14 protein-coding genes are annotated in these 16,763 nt (G+C 68.1%); 6 read left to right on the top strand and 8 right to left on the bottom strand.

All coding sequences use genetic code 11. The features are described 5' to 3' along the window. Nucleotides 1-450: 450 nt before the first annotated feature. From ABXH26_RS01860 to ABXH26_RS01850, 3 genes are all read right to left on the bottom strand, one after another. On the bottom strand, nt 451-2,094 hold the full coding sequence (locus ABXH26_RS01860) for an FAD-dependent oxidoreductase (RefSeq protein WP_353565328.1): 1,644 nt from the start codon (nt 2,092-2,094) through the stop codon (nt 451-453). A 55-nt stretch (nt 2,095-2,149) separates the two neighbouring features. Continuing rightward, entirely contained in the window at nt 2,150-2,455 is a 306-nt protein-coding gene (locus ABXH26_RS01855) for an ArsR/SmtB family transcription factor (protein ID WP_353565327.1), read from the bottom strand. 1,424 nt (nt 2,456-3,879) lie between these two features. Beyond that, complete coding sequence (locus ABXH26_RS01850) at nt 3,880-4,686, bottom strand: rhamnogalacturonan acetylesterase (protein WP_353565326.1); 807 nt, start codon at nt 4,684-4,686, stop codon at nt 3,880-3,882. A 438-nt stretch (nt 4,687-5,124) separates the two neighbouring features. Between ABXH26_RS01850 and ABXH26_RS01845 the strand changes: the two genes are divergently transcribed. From ABXH26_RS01845 to ABXH26_RS01830, 4 genes are all read left to right on the top strand, one after another. Beyond that, nucleotides 5,125-5,766 carry an HAD family hydrolase gene (locus ABXH26_RS01845; protein ID WP_353565325.1) on the top strand — a complete coding sequence of 214 codons (642 nt, stop codon included), beginning with the start codon at nt 5,125-5,127 and terminating at the stop codon, nt 5,764-5,766. Nucleotides 5,767-6,005: 239 nt separating this feature from the next. Then, entirely contained in the window at nt 6,006-6,194 is a 189-nt protein-coding gene (locus tag ABXH26_RS01840) for a DUF4250 domain-containing protein (protein ID WP_353565324.1), read from the top strand. 52 nt (nt 6,195-6,246) lie between these two features. Further along, complete coding sequence (locus ABXH26_RS01835; protein WP_353565323.1) at nt 6,247-7,167, top strand: SRPBCC family protein; 921 nt, start codon at nt 6,247-6,249, stop codon at nt 7,165-7,167. Nucleotides 7,168-7,218: 51 nt separating this feature from the next. Further along, nucleotides 7,219-8,583, top strand: a complete 1,365-nt coding sequence (locus tag ABXH26_RS01830; protein ID WP_353565322.1) for a Gfo/Idh/MocA family protein — start codon at nt 7,219-7,221, stop codon at nt 8,581-8,583. Nucleotides 8,584-8,603: 20 nt separating this feature from the next. Here the strand turns inward: ABXH26_RS01830 and ABXH26_RS01825 are convergent, their stop codons facing one another. After that, nucleotides 8,604-9,893, bottom strand: a complete 1,290-nt coding sequence (locus ABXH26_RS01825) for a phospholipase D-like domain-containing protein (protein WP_353565321.1) — start codon at nt 9,891-9,893, stop codon at nt 8,604-8,606. 115 nt (nt 9,894-10,008) lie between these two features. Here ABXH26_RS01825 and ABXH26_RS01820 point away from each other — a divergent pair, with 115 nt between their 5' ends. Then, nucleotides 10,009-11,166 (top strand): DUF2726 domain-containing protein, encoded by a 1,158-nt coding sequence (locus ABXH26_RS01820; RefSeq protein ID WP_353565320.1) that lies wholly within the window; start codon nt 10,009-10,011, stop codon nt 11,164-11,166. Between the two features lie 48 nt (nt 11,167-11,214). Next, entirely contained in the window at nt 11,215-11,670 is a 456-nt protein-coding gene (locus ABXH26_RS01815; protein WP_353565319.1) for a YkgJ family cysteine cluster protein, read from the top strand. Between the two features lie 64 nt (nt 11,671-11,734). Here the strand turns inward: ABXH26_RS01815 and ABXH26_RS01810 are convergent, their stop codons facing one another. The 4 genes from ABXH26_RS01810 to ABXH26_RS01795 all read right to left on the bottom strand — a co-directional run bounded on the left by ABXH26_RS01810 (nt 11,735) and on the right by ABXH26_RS01795 (nt 16,329). Next, nucleotides 11,735-12,007: a hypothetical protein gene (locus tag ABXH26_RS01810; RefSeq protein WP_353565318.1), complete on the bottom strand. Its 273-nt coding sequence runs from the start codon at nt 12,005-12,007 to the stop codon at nt 11,735-11,737. Between the two features lie 98 nt (nt 12,008-12,105). After that, entirely contained in the window at nt 12,106-13,437 is a 1,332-nt protein-coding gene (locus ABXH26_RS01805; protein ID WP_353565317.1) for an ATP-binding protein, read from the bottom strand. Next, nucleotides 13,434-14,111, bottom strand: a complete 678-nt coding sequence (locus ABXH26_RS01800; RefSeq protein ID WP_353565316.1) for a response regulator transcription factor — start codon at nt 14,109-14,111, stop codon at nt 13,434-13,436. Before ABXH26_RS01800 ends, ABXH26_RS01805 begins: the two co-directional genes overlap by 4 nt. A 55-nt stretch (nt 14,112-14,166) precedes the next feature. Next, on the bottom strand, nt 14,167-16,329 hold the full coding sequence (locus tag ABXH26_RS01795) for a sulfatase/phosphatase domain-containing protein (protein WP_353565315.1): 2,163 nt from the start codon (nt 16,327-16,329) through the stop codon (nt 14,167-14,169). Nucleotides 16,330-16,763 lie beyond the last annotated feature (434 nt).

The following is a 16,763-nucleotide window of genomic DNA, read 5'->3' as shown; positions in this document are numbered from 1 at the left end:
AGCCATCGCTTTCAGGGACTCGAACCCACTCTCCCAACACGCCCGCTGCAAAATCCCTGCCCGGCGGTCGATGCCCGCCGCCCCCGACGCGGTGCCCGCCGGTCGGAGAATCTTGGAAAAGGACGGGGCGAAGCGATGGGACCCTGGAAGCGATGGCAACTCTAGGGCGGGTCGCTGCCCACAAGGGGGGCGGCGGGCATTGACCGCCGGGCGGGGCGGCGACGGTGAGGGTTAGGTGGACGGGCTTGGTGACCTGGGAAGCCATCGCTTTCAGGGACTCGAACCCGCTCTCCCGGCACGCCCGCTGCCACAACCCTGCCCGGCGGTCGATGCCCGCCGCCCCGGCACCCTGCCCGCCGCCCCGGCACCCTGCCCGCCGCCCCCGGCACCTGCCCACCGCCTCCGCATCCTGCCCGGCGGGCCGCTGCCCGTCTGGCCGTCGTTCGCTTGTCAGTCCCCCTCGCGCGGAGCCTGGTGGTGGGCGCCGCCCAAAATACTACGGGCATCGTAGCCGTGGTTGGCCAGGATGCGGGCGGCGAAGTAGCTGGTCTTGCCCATCTGGCAGACGGTGAAAACCGGGCGGCTCTTGTCGATTTCCTCCAGCCGAGAGCGCAAGGCGGGCAGCGGGATGTTGACGGCACCAGGCACCGGCAGGGCCGCGGCACTGGCGGGCGGGCGGACATCGATGATCGGCTGGCCTTCGGCATCGGCCAGCGAATCGACCGCGACCAGCAGGCCGTCGCGCAGGTTGGTGGCGGCGAAGCCGGCGGTGTTGATCACATCCTTGGCGCTGTTGAAGGGCGGCGCATAGGCGAACTCGAGGTGGACGAGGTCGTCGATGGTCATGCGGCCGTGGATGGCAGTGGCCATGACGTCGAGGCGCTTGTCCACGCCCTCGCCGCCCACCGCCTGCGCGCCGAGCACGCGGCCGTCCTCGGGCGACCATAGGAGCTTGAGGGTGATCGTTTCCGCCCCGGGGAAATAGGAGGCGTGGGAAGGCCCGTTGACGGTGACCGTGCGGTAGGGCAGGCCGGCCGTTTGCAGGCGACGCTCGCTGGCACCGGCGATGCCGGCCGTTTTCCCGAACACGCGGACGATCGAGGTGCCGATCGATCCGCGGAAGGGCAGCGCCCTCTCCCCGAGGAAAATGTGGTCGGCCGCGGTCCGGCCCTGGCGGTTGGCGGGGCCGCCGAGCGCGATCGCCACGTGCCCGCCGAGCAAGGGGTCGGGCGACTCGCAGACATCGCCCACGGCATAGACGTGCGGCGCGCTGGTGCGCTGGTAGGCATCGACGCGGATGTGCCCGCGCGGCCCCAGCTCGATGCCGGCCTCACGGCCGAGCGTGCTTTCCGGACGGACGCCGATGGAAAGGAGGACGAGCCCCGTTTCCAGCACCCGGCCGCTCTTCAACAAGGCGGCGGGACGGCCGTTTCGGTCCTCGAAACCATCGATGCCATCGCCGAGGAAAAGCTCGACGCCCTGCGCGACCAGCTCGCGCTGGAGGGGGCGGACCACCTCGGCATCGAGCTGCGGGAGGACCTGCGGCAACAACTCGACCAGCGAGACTTTTTTCCCGAGGCGAATGAGCTGCTCGGCCATCTCCAGGCCGATGAAGCCGGCACCGATGACGGCCACCGAATCGACTTTTTCGACCTCCGCCTTGATGCGGTCCATGTCCTGGAGGTTGCGCAGGGTGAGGATTTTGTCGTGGTCGATCCCCGGCAGTGGCGGTCGCAGCGGGCTGGCGCCGGGCGAGAGGATCAGCTCGTCGTAGCCGATCACCGACTCGCTCCCATCGGCGACCGAGCGCAGGGTCACCTGGCGGGCTTGCGGGTCGATGGCGATGGCCTCGGTCAGGGTGATTACCTCGAGGTTGAGGAGCTGGCGCAGGGACTCGGGCGTCTGGAGGGCCAGCTCGCCGCGGTCCTCGATTTCGCCGCCGATGTGGTAGGGCAGGCCGCAGTTGGCGAAGGAGACGTCGGGCCCGCGCTCGATGACGGTGATGCGGGCGCTTTCGCTGTGCCGGCGGGCGCGGGCGGCGGCCGAGGCACCTCCGGCGACGCCGCCGATGATGACGATGCGGATGGCTTTCATGGTGAGGATGCGTGGTGGGAAAAGGTTGGCTTGCCGGGCGGGGTGCCGCTGCGTTTCACGGCCGGAGCGTGGCGGACATGGCCCGGCAAAAGGCCTCCAGCGCGCTGCGTTCGAGGCGGTAGTAGATGTGGCTCCCGTGGGGCCGGGCCTGCAGCAGGCCGGCCTTGGTCAGCTCCGAGATGTGCCGGGAGGTGGCCGGCTGGGACAAGGGAAGCGCGGCCACGATGTCGAGGCACGGAGCTTCACCGCGTGAGGCCATGAAGCGCAGGATCGCAATCCGCGCCGGGTGCGACAGGGCCCTCCCGAACCCCGCCAAGGCCACCGCCATCTCATCAAACGCTTCCAGTTTCGCCTGCGGCATATTGCATATTTGAGATATGAGATTCCAGTTGGCAAATGGAAAGTGCGGGCGGGAGGGAGGCCGGGCCGGCGGGGAGGAGTGTCCGTGGAGGGAACGGTGGCGGCGGGGGTGCCGGCGGGACGCGCCAGCCTGAGGTGGGGAGAGGTGACGGGAGCGGATGGAAGACGGCCCGGGAGGGCGGCGGCGGGTGCCTTGCGCGGGATCGAAACGGTTGGGCGAGGCATGGAGACCGATTTTGGCCGACTCCCACCTACTCTGGATCGAACGCGCACCTACTCTGGATCGAACGCGCACCTACCCTGGATCGAACGCGCACCTACCCTGGATCGAACGCACCTCCCCTGGATCGAACGCGCACCTACTCTGGATCGAACGCGCACCTACCTGGGGTTGGACGCGCACCTACCTGGGATCGAACACGCACCTACCTGAGATCGAACGCGCACCTACCTGAGATCGAACGCGCACCTACCTGAGATCGAACGCGCACCTGACTGGGGACGGACGCGGACCTACCTGGGGTCGGACGCGCACCTGCCTGGGGTCGAACGCGCACCTACCTGGGATCGAACGCGCACCTGACTGGGGACGGACGCGGACCTACCTGGGGTCGAACGCGCACCTGCCCGAGGCCGGACGCGGACCTACCGGGGATCGATCGCGCGGGCCTTCCTACGCCCCTTACGGGCTTGGGATTTTCCAAGGGCGGGGTTTCCACGGGGTGAACCCTCTGCCCTGCGCCCCGTTGGGGCTTGGGACGGGAGCCCACCTGACTGGGGGACGAATGATTACCTGTCTGGATCGAGCGCGCACCTGCCCGGGACCGAACTCACCCTTGGCGGGGGTCAGATGCCGCCAGAGGTACACGGCTGGGGTAGGATGGGAAGAAGGGATTGATGATGGGGCGCTCGGGCTGTGCAACCCCCTGAAGGGGGGACTACCTGCGGATGCTGGCGGAGTTCTTTGAGCGGGTCGGGGGCTGTAGGTCGTTCCCCCTTCAGGGGGTTGCGGAGAGCGGGTCGGCGACGGGACGCTCGGGCTGTGCAACCCCCTAAAGGGGGGACTACGTGCGGATGCTGGCGGAGTTCTTTGAGCGGGTCGGGGGCTGTCGGTCGTTCCCCCTTCAGGGGGTTGCGGAGGGGGGGTCGGCGACGGGGCGCTCGGGCTGTGCAACCCCCTGAAGGGGGAACAACATGCAGATGCTGGCGGAGTTCTTTGAGCGGGTCGGAGGCTGTCGGTCGTTCCCCCTTCAGGGGGTTGCGGAGAGCGGGTCTGCGACGGGACGCTGTGTCCTGGCACCCCACCTGAGGGCCGGCCTCGCCCCTGCCCAGGGTCGATCTCACACCTCTCCGGGATCGCACTCGCGGGCGTTCCCTGCGCCGCCCTCCCGGAGTTTTTTCGCAAAGACCGATGCAGACCCGAGGCTAGTTGAAGGAGCGGCGGAGCGGCTTGCCGGGGAGCTTTTTGAGGGCCTCGACGAGAATCTCGGCGTTGAGCTTGGCCCCTTCCGCGGTCGTGTGGGTGCCCTTGTCCGCGAACAGGGGCTCGACTTTCTCAAGGCCCAGGCGCTCGTATTTTTTGCCGATCAGCTTCGCCAGGTCGATGAACTCGACCTGTTCCTCCTTCGCACAAGCCCCGACCCACCGGGCCCAGTCTTCCCAATCGCCGGTGTAGTGGCCATTCCGATCGAAACGCTTGTGGGGAACGGGCGAGCAGAGGATGACGGTGGCCCCCTTGGCCTTGGCGGTGCGGGCGTATTCCTTGAGATACCAGCCATAGCTGTGGACGGTCTCCAGGGTGCCGTCGGGCTTCTCGACTTCCTCCGTTTCGTCGCCGATCCCCTTCACGGAGCCGCGGAACTTGCTGCGGGCATCGGTCGGGCCGACGTCGTTGTGGCCGAACTGGATGACCACGAAGTCGCCCTGCCGGATCTGCCCGAGGATCTCGTTCCAGCGACCCTCGGTGTAAAAGGTGCGCGACGAGCGACCGCCGATGGCGCGGTTGACGACGTTGATTTTCGCCGGGTCGAAAAAGGCGCCGATCTCCTGGCCCCAGCCGCGCAGGGCGCCGTTGCTCTTCACCGTGGAGTCCCCGGCGATCCACAAGGTCGGCAGCTCGCGACGCGCGCGGTCCTCCTTTTTCTGGCCGCGGTCATCGACGATCGGTCGGTCGTCCGCGGCGGCGAGCGGAGCGGCCAGGGCGAGCAGCAGGAAACCGAAGAGGGCTCTCATGAGGCGGAGCATGGAGCCCGCTTCGGGCCTTGCCGAGTCCCCCTCCCGGGTGCCCCCCCCGCCTCCTGGGAAAAAGAGGCGCGCCGGGGAGGGCCTTGGTTTTCGCCATCACCTCGCCCGGCGCGCTGACGGTGCCCAGGGCCTGCTCCACGCACACAGACCCATCCGCCGAAATCCTGACCGCGCCCGCCGGCTCCGACCGCCGGGCTCTGCCGACGGCCGGCGGAGCATCCCCTTCCTAGCCTGCGCAACGAAGCCTTCCGGGAACCTCCAAGCCAATGGATGCGATCCCGTTCCAAAGCCCCCGGCATGCCAAGCACCCCGCCGTCCACCCATCCGCACGCGAATCGCGCGCGACCGTTAGACCATCTTAAATGAGCCTACCTCATCGACCGGACAGGGCTGGACATGCGCCGCCGATCGGGTCATTCGCCCCACATGCGATTCGAAGCGGTCTTGTTCGATTTCGACGGCATCCTGGTCGATACCGAGTGGGCGATCTACCAAGCGTGGCTCCGCACCTTCCGCCTCCACGACCACGATCTCCCCCTGGCGACCTACGTCCGCTGCGTGGGCTCGGATTTCGACACCTGGTCGCCGAAGGCCCACCTCGAGGACCTCACCGGAAAAAGCTTCGACTGGCACCAGCTCGACGAGGCCCGCCAGGTCGAGATCCGCCGCGATCTCGAACAGGCCGGCCCCATGCCCGGCGTCGTCCCGCTGCTCGGGCGCCTCCAGGCCGCCGGCACCCGGCTGGCGGTGGTGTCCAGCTCGTCGCACGTCTGGGTCGATGGCTGGCTGGAGAAACTCGGACTCGCGGGCTACTTCGGCACCGTCGTCTGCCGCGGCGACGCCCCCCGCATCAAGCCCGAGCCCGACCTGTGGCTGGAGGCGATCCGCCGCCTCGGCATCGCGCCGGACCGGGGCCTGGCCATCGAGGATTCACTCAACGGCGTGCGCTCCGCCAAGGCGGCCGGGCTGACCGCGTGGGCGATCCCCAACCGCACCACCGCCGGCATCCATTTCGCGGAAGCGGACCGCGTTTTCACCTCCATGGAGGCCGCCGGGCGGGAAATGTGACAATTTCCTGACGACGGGATTCCCCCTTGTGTGACAGGTCCGTCACATTCATTTTTCGGCTGTGAATAACACCGATTCGTTTTCGAACCTGCTGGTGACCTTCGTGCTGATCATCTGCGCGGCGGCCGCCCTCGCCTACCTGCGGGTGATCTTCGGTTGAGCGGATTTTTCCCAAATGAAAGCCCGCGCCGGGATCCGCGGCCTTGCCGACCGGGGCCGCGGCCATCAGCTTGGGCCCCGTGAGACTCACCGACTACCAGCGCATGGATCCGCATCTGCTCGTCGGCCTGGTCAACACCGAGCTGCGCAACCACGCCGCCGACCTGGACGATCTCACCAAGACCCACGGCATCGTCCGCGAAAAGCTGATCGAGCGCCTCTCCGAAGCCGGCTACGGCTACCGCGAGGAGCTGAAACAATTCCGCTGACGGACGCGCTGGGCACTCGACCTTCCGCCGCGGCGCTCCCATGGTCGCCACCATGGCAAAGTTCCATGTCAGCCGTTCCATCTCCATCGCAGCACCGCCGGAGAAGATCCTGCCCGCGATCCACGACTTCCGGAAATGGCCGGCCTGGTCGCCATGGCTGATCGCCGAGCCGGACGCCAAACTGGATTTCTCCGACGACGGCAAATTCTACCGCTGGGAGGGACAGATCACCGGCTGCGGCGAGGTCACGGTGACCCGCGAAACGCCCGCCGAAGTCGAGATGGACCTCGTTTTCCTCAAGCCGTTCCGCGCGAAAAACCTCACCTCCTTCCGGATCGAACCGGATGAGGACGGCAGCCGCGTGACGTGGTCGATGGTCGGCTCGCTGCCCTTTTTCCTGTTCTTCATGGCGAAATCGATGGCCACCTTCGTCGGCGCGGACTTCGAGCGTGGCCTGAAGATGCTGAAGGACCTCATCGAGCTCGGAGCGGTGCCCTCGAAGCTGGAATTTCACGGCACGGCCGGCTTTCCCACCACCCGCTATGTCGGCGTGCGGCACGAGTGCGAGATCGCCGCCGTCGGCGACACGGCGGCCGCCGCCATGAAAGTCCTCCGCGCCTGGCTGGCCGAGTCCGAGCTTCAGCCCTCCGGCTGCCCGATGATGCTCTGCGACACCTGGGACATGTCCCGCGGCCGGTGCGAGATCCTGATGGCGCTGCCGCTGCCGGTGCCGCCCGCCAATCTGCCGGATGGCTGGGAAAGCGGGGAAATCGACGCCGGCGAAACCTATCGCATCCGCCACACCGGGCCCTACCGGCACCTCGGGAATGCCTGGTCCAGCGGCATGATGCGCTCGCGGGCCGGTCACTTCCGCCTCAAGCGGGGCGTGCCGCTGTTCGAGATCTACGAGAACGACCCGGAGCAAGTCGGCGAGGCCGAGGTCGCGACCGTGGTCCACTTCCCGATCCGGTAGCGGGGTTTTTCCGTGGAAGGTCCGGGTGGGGAGCCGCCGTAGCTTTCCTCCATGACCCCGCCCCACGGCCGCCGCCATTTCCTCAAAACCCTCGGTGCCGCGGGCGCTTCGCTCGGGGCGATCGCCCGCGCGGAATCGCTCCCCGCCCGCCCCTCCGGCGCCCGCTACATGGGCGCCTTCGCCGCGCCGAAAATGGACCGCGTGAAGGTCGCCATCATCGGCGTGGGTGCCCGCGGGTCCGGCCATGCCGCGCAGCTCGCCACCATCGATGGCGTCGAGTTCGCCGCCATCTGCGATCAGGTCGAGGACCGCGCCAAGGCCGCCGCCGAGGCGGTCCGTGCCAAGGGCCACGAGCCCGCCATCTACCACGCCGGACCGGATGCCTGGCGGCGCATGATCGCGGAAGTGAAGCCCGACGCCGTCTTCATCGCCACCCCGTGGGAACTCCACGCACCCATGAGCATCGGCGCCATGAAGGGCGGTGCCCACGCCTTCTGCGAGGTCCCCATCGCCACCACGATCGAGGACATGTGGGCCATCGTCGATGCCTCGGAAGCCACCGGCCGCCACTGCATGATGATGGAAAACGTCAACTACGGCCGCGAGGAGCTGCTCTACCTGAACATGGTCCGCCAGGGCGTGATCGGCGAGCTGCTCCATGGCGAGGCCGCCTACCTCCACGAGCTGCGCTGGCAGATGGAAAATGGCGACTCCACCGGCAGCTGGCGCACCTACGAGTATGCCCGCCGCAACGGCAACCTCTACCCGACCCACGGCCTCGGCCCCGTGGCGCAGTACATGAACCTCGCCCGCACCGAGGACCAGTTCCGGCGGTTGGTTTCCTTCTCCACCCCCGCGAGGGGCCGCGCCCTCTACGCCGCGAAGTCGGAAAAACTCACCACGCCCGAGTTCGCCAAGCTCGAGTTCAAGGGCGGCGACCTCAACTCCTCGCTGATCAAGACCACGCTCGGCCGCACCATCCTCGTCCAGTGGGATGAAACCTCGCCGCGCCCCTATTCGCGGCACAACCTCATCCAGGGCACCAAGGGGACCCTCGCCGGCTTCCCCAACCGCATCGCCGTCGAGGGCCTCACCGCCAGCTACCACGAGTGGGCGGAGTCCGATGATTTCGAGGCCATCGCCGCGAAATACGAGCACCCTCTCTACCTCCGCCTCGGCGAGGAAGCCCGCCGCATGGGCGGCCACGGCGGCATGGATTTCCTCATGCTCTGCCGCATCATCGAGTGCCTGCGCCGGGGCGAGGCGCTCGACCAGAACGTCTACGAGGGCTGCTTCTGGTCGGCCGTCGGCCCGCTCAGCGAAAAGTCCGTGGCGGAGGACGGCATGCCGCAGGACTTCCCCGATTTCACCCGCGGCGGGTGGAAAAACACCGCTCCTCTGGCCGTCGTTTCCTGAAAAAACGGCCGCCGGGCTCCTCAGAACTGCTCGCCGAAGACGCTCAGCACCCGCGTCAGCACCTTCTCCTTCAGCGGCCGGCCTTTCCACCAATCCAGGTCCACCACCTTGCACTCCTCGAGGTCGCGCTCGAAGGTCTCCTCCAGCTCCCGGGCGATGCGTTCGTCGGCGTAGCCGATCGTAATCTCGTCGTTGATCTCGAACGAGCGGTCATCGAAGTTGCTCGATCCCACCGCCGCCCAGAGGCCATCGACCGTGAGGACCTTCTGGTGGAGCAGGGTCTTCTGATAGAGATAGATCTTCACCCCGGCGTTCAGCAGCTCGGTGAAATGCCGCCGCCCCGCGCGCGAAACCACCGGCGAGTCGGTGGCGGTCAGGTCCGGCACCATCAGCCGCACCTCCACCCCGCGCTTCGCCGCGTGGATCAGCATGTCCGCCCCGCGGCGGTCCGGCATGAAATACGGGTTCTGGATCCAGATCCGCTTCCTGGCATAGCCCACCGCCAGATGGTGCAGCACCTGCACCGCCGCGGGCGTCTGGTCGCAGCGCACGTAGGCCACGTGGCCCGTCACCTCGCCCTCCGGCTCCAACTCGGGGAAAGTGGTTTCATCCACAAACACCTCCCCGGACCGCTCGGTCCAGTTCTCGAAAAAGCACGACTGCACCTTCGCCACCAGCGGGCCGCGGATACGCGCCGTGATGTCGCGGAAGCGCGGAAAGTCCGGCTCGTCCTTCAGCCAGTTGTTGGAAACGCAGTGCCCGCCCACGAAGGCCAGGCGGCCATCGACGACCAGGATTTTCCGGTGGTCGCGGATGTTCAGCCGCCCCAGCGTCGCCAGGCGCCACCGGTGGAAGCGGCACACCCGCGCGCCCGCTTCCTCCAACCGCTTGTCATTCTTCACCGGTAGCTTGCCCGAGCCGCTGGCATCGATCAGCACCCGCACCGTCACGCCCCGCCGCGCCGCGCGCTCCAGCATCCGGGTCACCCGCTCGCCCGCCTCGTCGGCGTGCCACAGGAAGGTTTCGAAGTGGACGGTCTTTTCCGCCGCATCGATCGCCTGCTCGATCTCGTCGAAGAACGCCTCGTTCTGGATCAGCGTCACGGCATTGCCCTCGATCAGGTGGCCGTGGGTCGATCCCGCCATCGCCCGCAGGCCCCCGGTGATGTCCGGGCCGGCCTCGCCGACGAAGCCGCACTCCTGGTGCCGCGTCAGCCGCCAAAAGGCGAACGCCACCGCGGCGAGCGCCACCATCAAGGCGAGCTCCAGCCAGGAAAACGGCCCCAAGCCCAACATTACCGGATCATGCATGAGCCAAGCTCGGCAGATCCCGCCTGCGGTCAAATGCCGCGCCTGTCCGCCCTCACGCGATTGCGCCAGCGCGCCGGGCCGCGTTCCGGGTTACGCTGACGGCGTCTCCCCCCCGATGCGCCCCCATCTCCTCCCCCTGGTCCTCCTTCTGCTCGGCCCCGCCGCCCGCGCGGACAGCTCCGTGTTTCAGGAGCTGAGAAAAGCCGCCGCGGCGGTCGCGGCCCCCGCCCCTGTGTCCGCCGAGGACACCGAACGGGTGTTCCGCCAGGCCGACAAGCACCTCACTGAGTTCCTCCGGCCCTACGGGCAGAACTTCTGCTGCGCTCCGCTCGCCGGCGACCGCGGCTGGCTCGAGGTGCGCGGCCTCGGCTACCGCAAGATCGAGTTCGATCCCCTGAGCGCCGACGACCAGGCCAATGGCATCGCCGCGCGCTTTCGGGTGACCCTCGCCGCCGCTGGCTACCGCTCCCTCGGCGCTGCCAACGCCTGGGGCGACTGGCAGGAAGGCCGGCCCGCCGCCCTGCCCGGCGTCCTCCAGGTCGAGCGCCGCGGCGGCATGTGGATCACCCACTCCGACGCCGGAACCTCGCTGGAAAAGGTCAACAAGGAGCTGGTCCACCTGCCATCGCTGATCCAGCCCGCGGTGGCGGAAACTCCGGCATCCCGGCCGCCGCCGCCGGTACCCATCGCCACGACTTCCCCCCGCCGGCCGGCCATGCCGCCTTCCGCCGGCCTGCTCGCAGGACTGATCTTTCTGCCCCTGCTCGCGGGGCTGGCGGCCGTCCTGCTCCGCTCCCGGAAATCACGCAAGTCCGAACCGGCGCCCGCCGCCACGCCGCCGCCGGCCGAGCCCGCCTTCGCGCCCTCCGACTACCACGTGCCGGGACTCCTCACGCCGGCCGAACTGAAGTTTTTCCACCTCCTCGCGCCGGTCGTCGGCCCCGCCAGCACGGTCTGCGTCAAGGTCCGCCTGGCCGATGTCTTCGAGCCGGCCTCAGGTGGCCGCGCGGCCTTCAACAAAGTCTCCCAGAAGCACCTCGATTTCGTGGTCATGGACCATGCCAGCGGCGCCGTGCGGTGCGCGATCGAGCTCGACGACGCCTCGCACGAGCGCCCGGGCCGCCAGCAGCGCGACCAGCTCGTCAACGAACTCTTCCTCCACCACGGCATCCCACTGGCCCGGGTGCCGGTGTCGGCCATCCACCAGAACGCCGGGCTGCGCCAGTGGCTCGCCGCCGCGGGTGTCGATGTCCGGCCTGCCGCCTGCGCGTGAGGCTTGCTTCGCGCCGCGGACCCGCTAGGGAGTCGCGCGCCAACCTCCATGCCGGACGCCGTTTCGCCGACCATCCTCCCCCTCCAACAGGCGAACCCGTGCATGAGCTGCGGCGCCTGCTGCGCGTTCTTCCGCGTGTCGTTCCACTGGGCGGAAACCACGGCCGGCAAGCCTGGCGGCGTGCCCGAGGAGATGACCTCGCAGGTCACCCCGCACCGCGTCGCCATGCTCGGCACCCTGTCGTGCCCCGCCCGCTGCACCGCCCTCAGCGGCACGCTCGGCGAGGCGGTCTTCTGCACCATCCACCCGGCGCGCTCGACGCCCTGCCGCGACTTCGCCGCCTCGTGGGAGAACGGCATTCACAATCCCGACTGCGATCGCGCCCGCGCCGCCCACGGCCTGCCGCCGCTCGAGCCTGGCTGGTGGCAGCCGGAGCGCGATGGCGACGACCACCCGGACAAGCCGCGCCCGATCCGCCCGCGCCGCCGCAAGCGCGCCGCCTGAACGCACGGCGGGCGGGGATCTTCCGATCACCGCCCGCTTGCTTTTCCCGGCTGCGAAAAACCGCTCAATTGCCGCCGTTGCGGCACGGGCCTTGGCCACGCCCTTGACCGTTGCCACGGCACCGTCCGCGGCCCGGACCGGTGCCATCGCACTGCTTGGCCGGATCGCGCGGGCACTGGCGGACTCCGTTTCCGTTGCGGTTGCCGTTTCCGTTGCCGGCGCCCTTGGCGAGGCAGGTGGCGGTCGGTCCGGTCGGGCTCCAGGCTTGCCCGTGGCGGGCTTCGACATTTTCCAGGCAAAACGCTGCCAGGCCGAGGGTGATGAGGATCGTTTTCATGGTTTCGAGTTGTGGCTTTGAAGTCGTGTCTCTCGGACACGAGCCAACCTGGCTCACGCCGGATGACGGGAAGATGACGACGGGAAATTTCCGCCCGCTCACTTGCCTGCCCGCATTTCCAACCAGCCATCATCCCGGAGCCTCGCCACCAGGCGCAGCCCCATGCCCTCCGCGCAGGCCCTCGCCAAAGACAGGCCGAGCCCGCAGTGGACGCTCTCGCCCCGCGCCTCGTCGCCGCGCCAGAATCGATCGAACAGGCGCTCCACCTCCTCCGGCTTCAGCTTCCGGGCCGGATTGGACACGATGACCCGGGAGCTGTCCGCCACCACCACCACCTCGCCCGGGGCGTCGGCATACTCGGCGGCATTGCCCAGCAGGTTTCCCAGCAAGTGCGACCACATCCCGCGGTCGCCGGTCAGCTCGAAGCCGGTCGGAAATTCCAACCGCAGGGTCACCCCGCGCGACTCCGCCAACGCGCGATGATCCGCCCACAAGGCCTCGATCAGATCCCGCAGGCCGAGGGTTTCCGCCGCCGCCGCCTCCCGCTCGACCCGCGCCAGCTGCAGCATCGCCTGCACCACCGACTCCATCCGTTTCACCGAGGCGACCACGTCCCTCCACGCCGCCGGGCCGCCCTCGTCGGGCCACTTCACGGCCGATTCCGCGATCGTCCGCAGCTCGGCCACCGGCGTGCGCATCTCGTGGGCCAGGTCAGCGCTGAAGCGGCGCTCGCGACGGAAGCTCTCGCCCAGCCGCTCCATCAACTCGTCGAGCCGGCCGGCGATCGGCTGCAGCTCGGCCGGCAGCCCGCTCTCCGCGAACCGGCCGTTGAGCGCGTTGACATCGATCGCCGCCACCTGCCCGGCGATCCGGTCCAGCGGTGCCAAGCCGCGGCGGACCCACAAACTGACGCACCACCAGCCGGCCGCCACCCCGCCCGCGCCGACCGCCAGCAGGCCGGCCAGCAGCCGGTTGAGCTTGCCGCGGATCTCGTCCAGCGGTCTCGCCACCGTCACCTCCATCGCCCCGCGGCCGAACCCCCGTCGACCGCCGCCGCCGAACTGGCGACCGGCGATCATCACCCGCGTCCCGTCCGCCAAAGTCATCCGCTCGACGCCGTCTCCCGACAACCGCGGCAGGTCGGCGGCGAGGTTTCCCGAGCGGAAAACCCCGGCCCCTTCGGCATCCCAGACCTGCCAGAACACGTCCGGCCCGAGCGCCTCCGGATCGATCGGCGGCTCCGCTCGCCAGCCGCGGCCCGGCCCGCCCACCGTCGTCCTGACCTGCCGGCACAGGTTCAGCAGCTCGGCCTCCATGCCCGCCATCAAGCCGCTACGGTAGGAATAGTAGATGGTCGTGCCCGCGCCCAGCCACAACAGCCCGAAGCCCGCCAGGAAGCCCGCCGTCAGCCGTCTGCGGATCGATTTCATGGCAGCTCCTCCAGCACGTATCCCTGGCCGCGGCGGGTGTGGATGAGCGGCCGCCCGCTGCCGGCGGCGGCGAGCTTGCGACGGAGCTGATAGACGGTGGCGTCGACCACGTTGCTCATCGGCGGGGCGAGATCGTCGTAGAGGTGCTCCTCGAGTTCCGTGCGGCTCAGCACCTTGCCCGGCTGCAGGGCCAGCACCTGCAGCAGCCGGTATTCGCGCGCCGTGAGCTCCAGCCGGTCGCCGCCCCGGCGGGCGCGGCGCGCATCGGTATCGATCTCCAGGTCACCCGCGTGGATCACCGTCGCGGGGTGATCGAAATGCCGCCGGCACATCGCGTCCACCCGCGCCAGCAGCTCTTCGAGCGCAAAGGGTTTGCCCAGGTAATCGTCCGCGCCGCCGCGCAGGCCGGCCACGCGGTCCTCGACCGTGTTGCGCGCGGTCAACAGCAACACCGGCACCCGCTTGCCCCCATTCCGCAGGCGGGCCAGCACCTCGAGGCCGTCGAGCTTCGGCAGCATCAGGTCCAGCACCACCGCATCGTAGGCGTGCTCCTCCGCCCGCCACAGCCCGTCCTCGCCGTTGTCGGCCTCCTCGACCACATATCCGCAGCGCCGCAGCGCCCTGGCCACCGCCTTGCGCAGGCGTTCGGAGTCTTCGACCACGAGGACACGCATCGCAGGATCGATTCCCGCAGTCCGTCCGCGGCGCGGCAAGACGTTTCCCCGTCTTTCAGAGGCCCATCTCCTTGAGCTTCGGCGCGATCGCCTCCGCCCACAGCCGGTAGCCTTTGGAGGAAAGATGCAGCCGGTCCGGCATGATCCTCTTCGAAATGCCACCCTTTTCGTCGAGGAACACGTCGCTGAGGTCGAGGTAGTCGACCTTTTCGCCATCAGCGAAACGGCGGATGATCTGGTTGATCGCGACGTTGTTGAGCCGGCCTTTGTCCATCGGTTTCGCGCCGCGCGGAAACACCCCGAGCAGCAGGATCTTCGTCTCCGGCGACTCACCACGGATCAGCTCCAGAATCTTTTCCACGCCGTCCGCGACCTCCTGCGGGTCCTGCATGAGGTGGCCGGTGTTGTTGGTCCCGATCATCACCACGGCGACCTTCGGCCGCGCGTCAATCTGCCGGTCCTGGCCCAGCCGCCACAGCACGTGCTCGGTGCGGTCGCCGCCGATGCCGAGGTTGATCGCCTTGAGCGCGCCGTAGTGCTCGTCCCACACCTTCTTGCCCGCGCCTTCCCAGCCCTCGGTGATCGAGTCGCCGATGAAGGCCAGGTCGAACGGGCCCTTCTTCGCGTCCTCGTTCAATCGACGGTTGCGCGCGCGCCAGCCCGGCTCGTCGCCGCGGGTGGTGGGAATGGTGGCCGTGTTCACGTGGTAGAATTTCCTGAGGTCGAAGTAGCGCTTCTTCATCCCCGCGAGGAGCGGAGCGTATTCCGGGTCGGCATGCACGCTCCGCATCTCGTGCGGGTCCTTTTCCAGATCGAAAAGCTGCCATTCCCGTGTTCGCGGGAAATACATCAGCTTCGCGCGTCCGGTGCGGATGCCGTCGTGAACCGGCACCTCGTGCACCGCGGCGTTCTCATAGTAGGCGTAGTAGATGGCATCCCGCCAACCCGACGGCGCGCGGCCCGCGTTCTCGAGCACCGGCAGCAGGCTGCGCCCCTGGATGTCGGCCGGCACCTCGACGCCCGCCGCCTCGAGAAAGGTCGGGGCGTAGTCGATGTTCTGGATCATCGCCTGCGAGCGAGTCCCCGGCTTCACCACGCCCGGCCAGCGGATCAGGAAGGGCATTTTCAGCGACTCCTCGAACATCCACCGCTTGTCGAACCAGCCGTGTTCGCCGAGGTAGAATCCCTGGTCGGAGGCGTAGATCACGATCGTGTTCTCCGCCAAACCGTGCGAGTCGAGGTAGTCCAGCACCCGGCCGACATTCTCGTCCACCGCCGCCACGCACTTCAGGTAGTCGCCGATGAAACGCTGGTATTTCCAATCGGCCACCTGCTCGTCGGTGAGCCGGCCCGCCTTCATGTCCTCGATGAACTTCTGGTTACGAGGCTCGTAGTAGTCGTCCCAGATCTTCCGCTGCTCCGGCGTCATGCGCGGGTATTCGCCATTGGCCATCCCGTCCACGAAGGTATCGGGAAACAGGTTCCCGCCCTTGAACTTCATGTCGTGGGCCCAGTGCATGTGGCGCACGATCGACATCTCGTTCTCCTTCAGCAATCCACTACGTCCCTCGTAGTTGTCATCGAAGGTCTCCGGCTTCGCCACGCGGGCGGGCTCTTCGTTTCCCAGGAAACGCGGGGCCGGCGCCCAGTTCCGGTGGGGCGCCTTGAACTGGCACATCAGCAGGAAGGGCTTGTCGGGATCCCGGCCGTCCAGCCAGCTCGTGGCGCGGTCGGTCACGATGTCGGGAGAGTAGCCGGTGTAGCGCTTCTTCGTGCCGTCCATCTGGATGAAGTCCGGGTTGTAGTAGTTTCCCTGGCCGGGCAGGACCTCCCAGTAGTCGAAACCCTGCGGGTGGCTGACCAGGTGCCACTTGCCGATGATCGCGGTCTGGTAGCCGGCCGCGTGCAGCATTTTCGGAAAGGTCGGCTGGTCGCCATCGAAGCGGTCCGAGTTCCGCCGGAAGCCGTTGAGGTGGCTGTGCTTGCCGGTCAGGATGCAGGCTCGCGACGGCCCGCACAGCGAGTTGGCGCAGAAGGAGTTCTCAAACACCGCGCCCTGCTCCGCCAGACGGTCGATCTGCGGCGTGCGGTTCATTTTCGAGCCATAGGCGCTGATCGCCTGCAGCGCGTGGTCGTCGGAGAAAAGGAAAACGATGTTCGGCCGTTCGGCGGCGCGGGCGAAGGCCAGCCCGGCAAGCAGGAGCAGGATGGGTTTCATGAGAGAGGAGCGGGCATCAATGGGGGCGGCGGGCATCAATGGGGGCGGCGGGCATCGACCGCCGGGCAGGGGGGTGGAGCGGGGGGGTTCAAGGAGTCGGTGGGAGTTTCTATAAGGCAGGGTTTTCTGGAACTCGGAATGGGTGGAGGAGCGTGGGGTGATTGAGGAGTCGGAGTGGTTATAAGGCAAAGTTTCGGGACCTCGGAGCGGCTGGAAGAACTGACGCACTGCCCTCGCCCAGCCCGGCGGTCGATGCCCGCCGCCCCCCGCCCTGGTATCATAACTTCGGAGCGGGTGGAGGAGCGTGGGGTGGTTGAGGAGTCGGAGTGGTTATAAGGCAAAGTTTCGGGACCTCGGAGCGGCTGGAAGAACTGATGCACTGCCCCCGCCCAGCCCGGCGGTCGATGCCCGCCGCCCCCGACCTGGTTTCATAA

The sequence above is a fragment of the Haloferula sargassicola genome (genome assembly GCF_040362925.1).
GTDB lineage: Bacteria > Verrucomicrobiota > Verrucomicrobiia > Verrucomicrobiales > Akkermansiaceae > Haloferula > Haloferula sargassicola.
The sequence above is the reverse complement of the archived record's forward strand: the minus strand, read 5'-3'. Positions and strand labels throughout refer to the sequence as shown.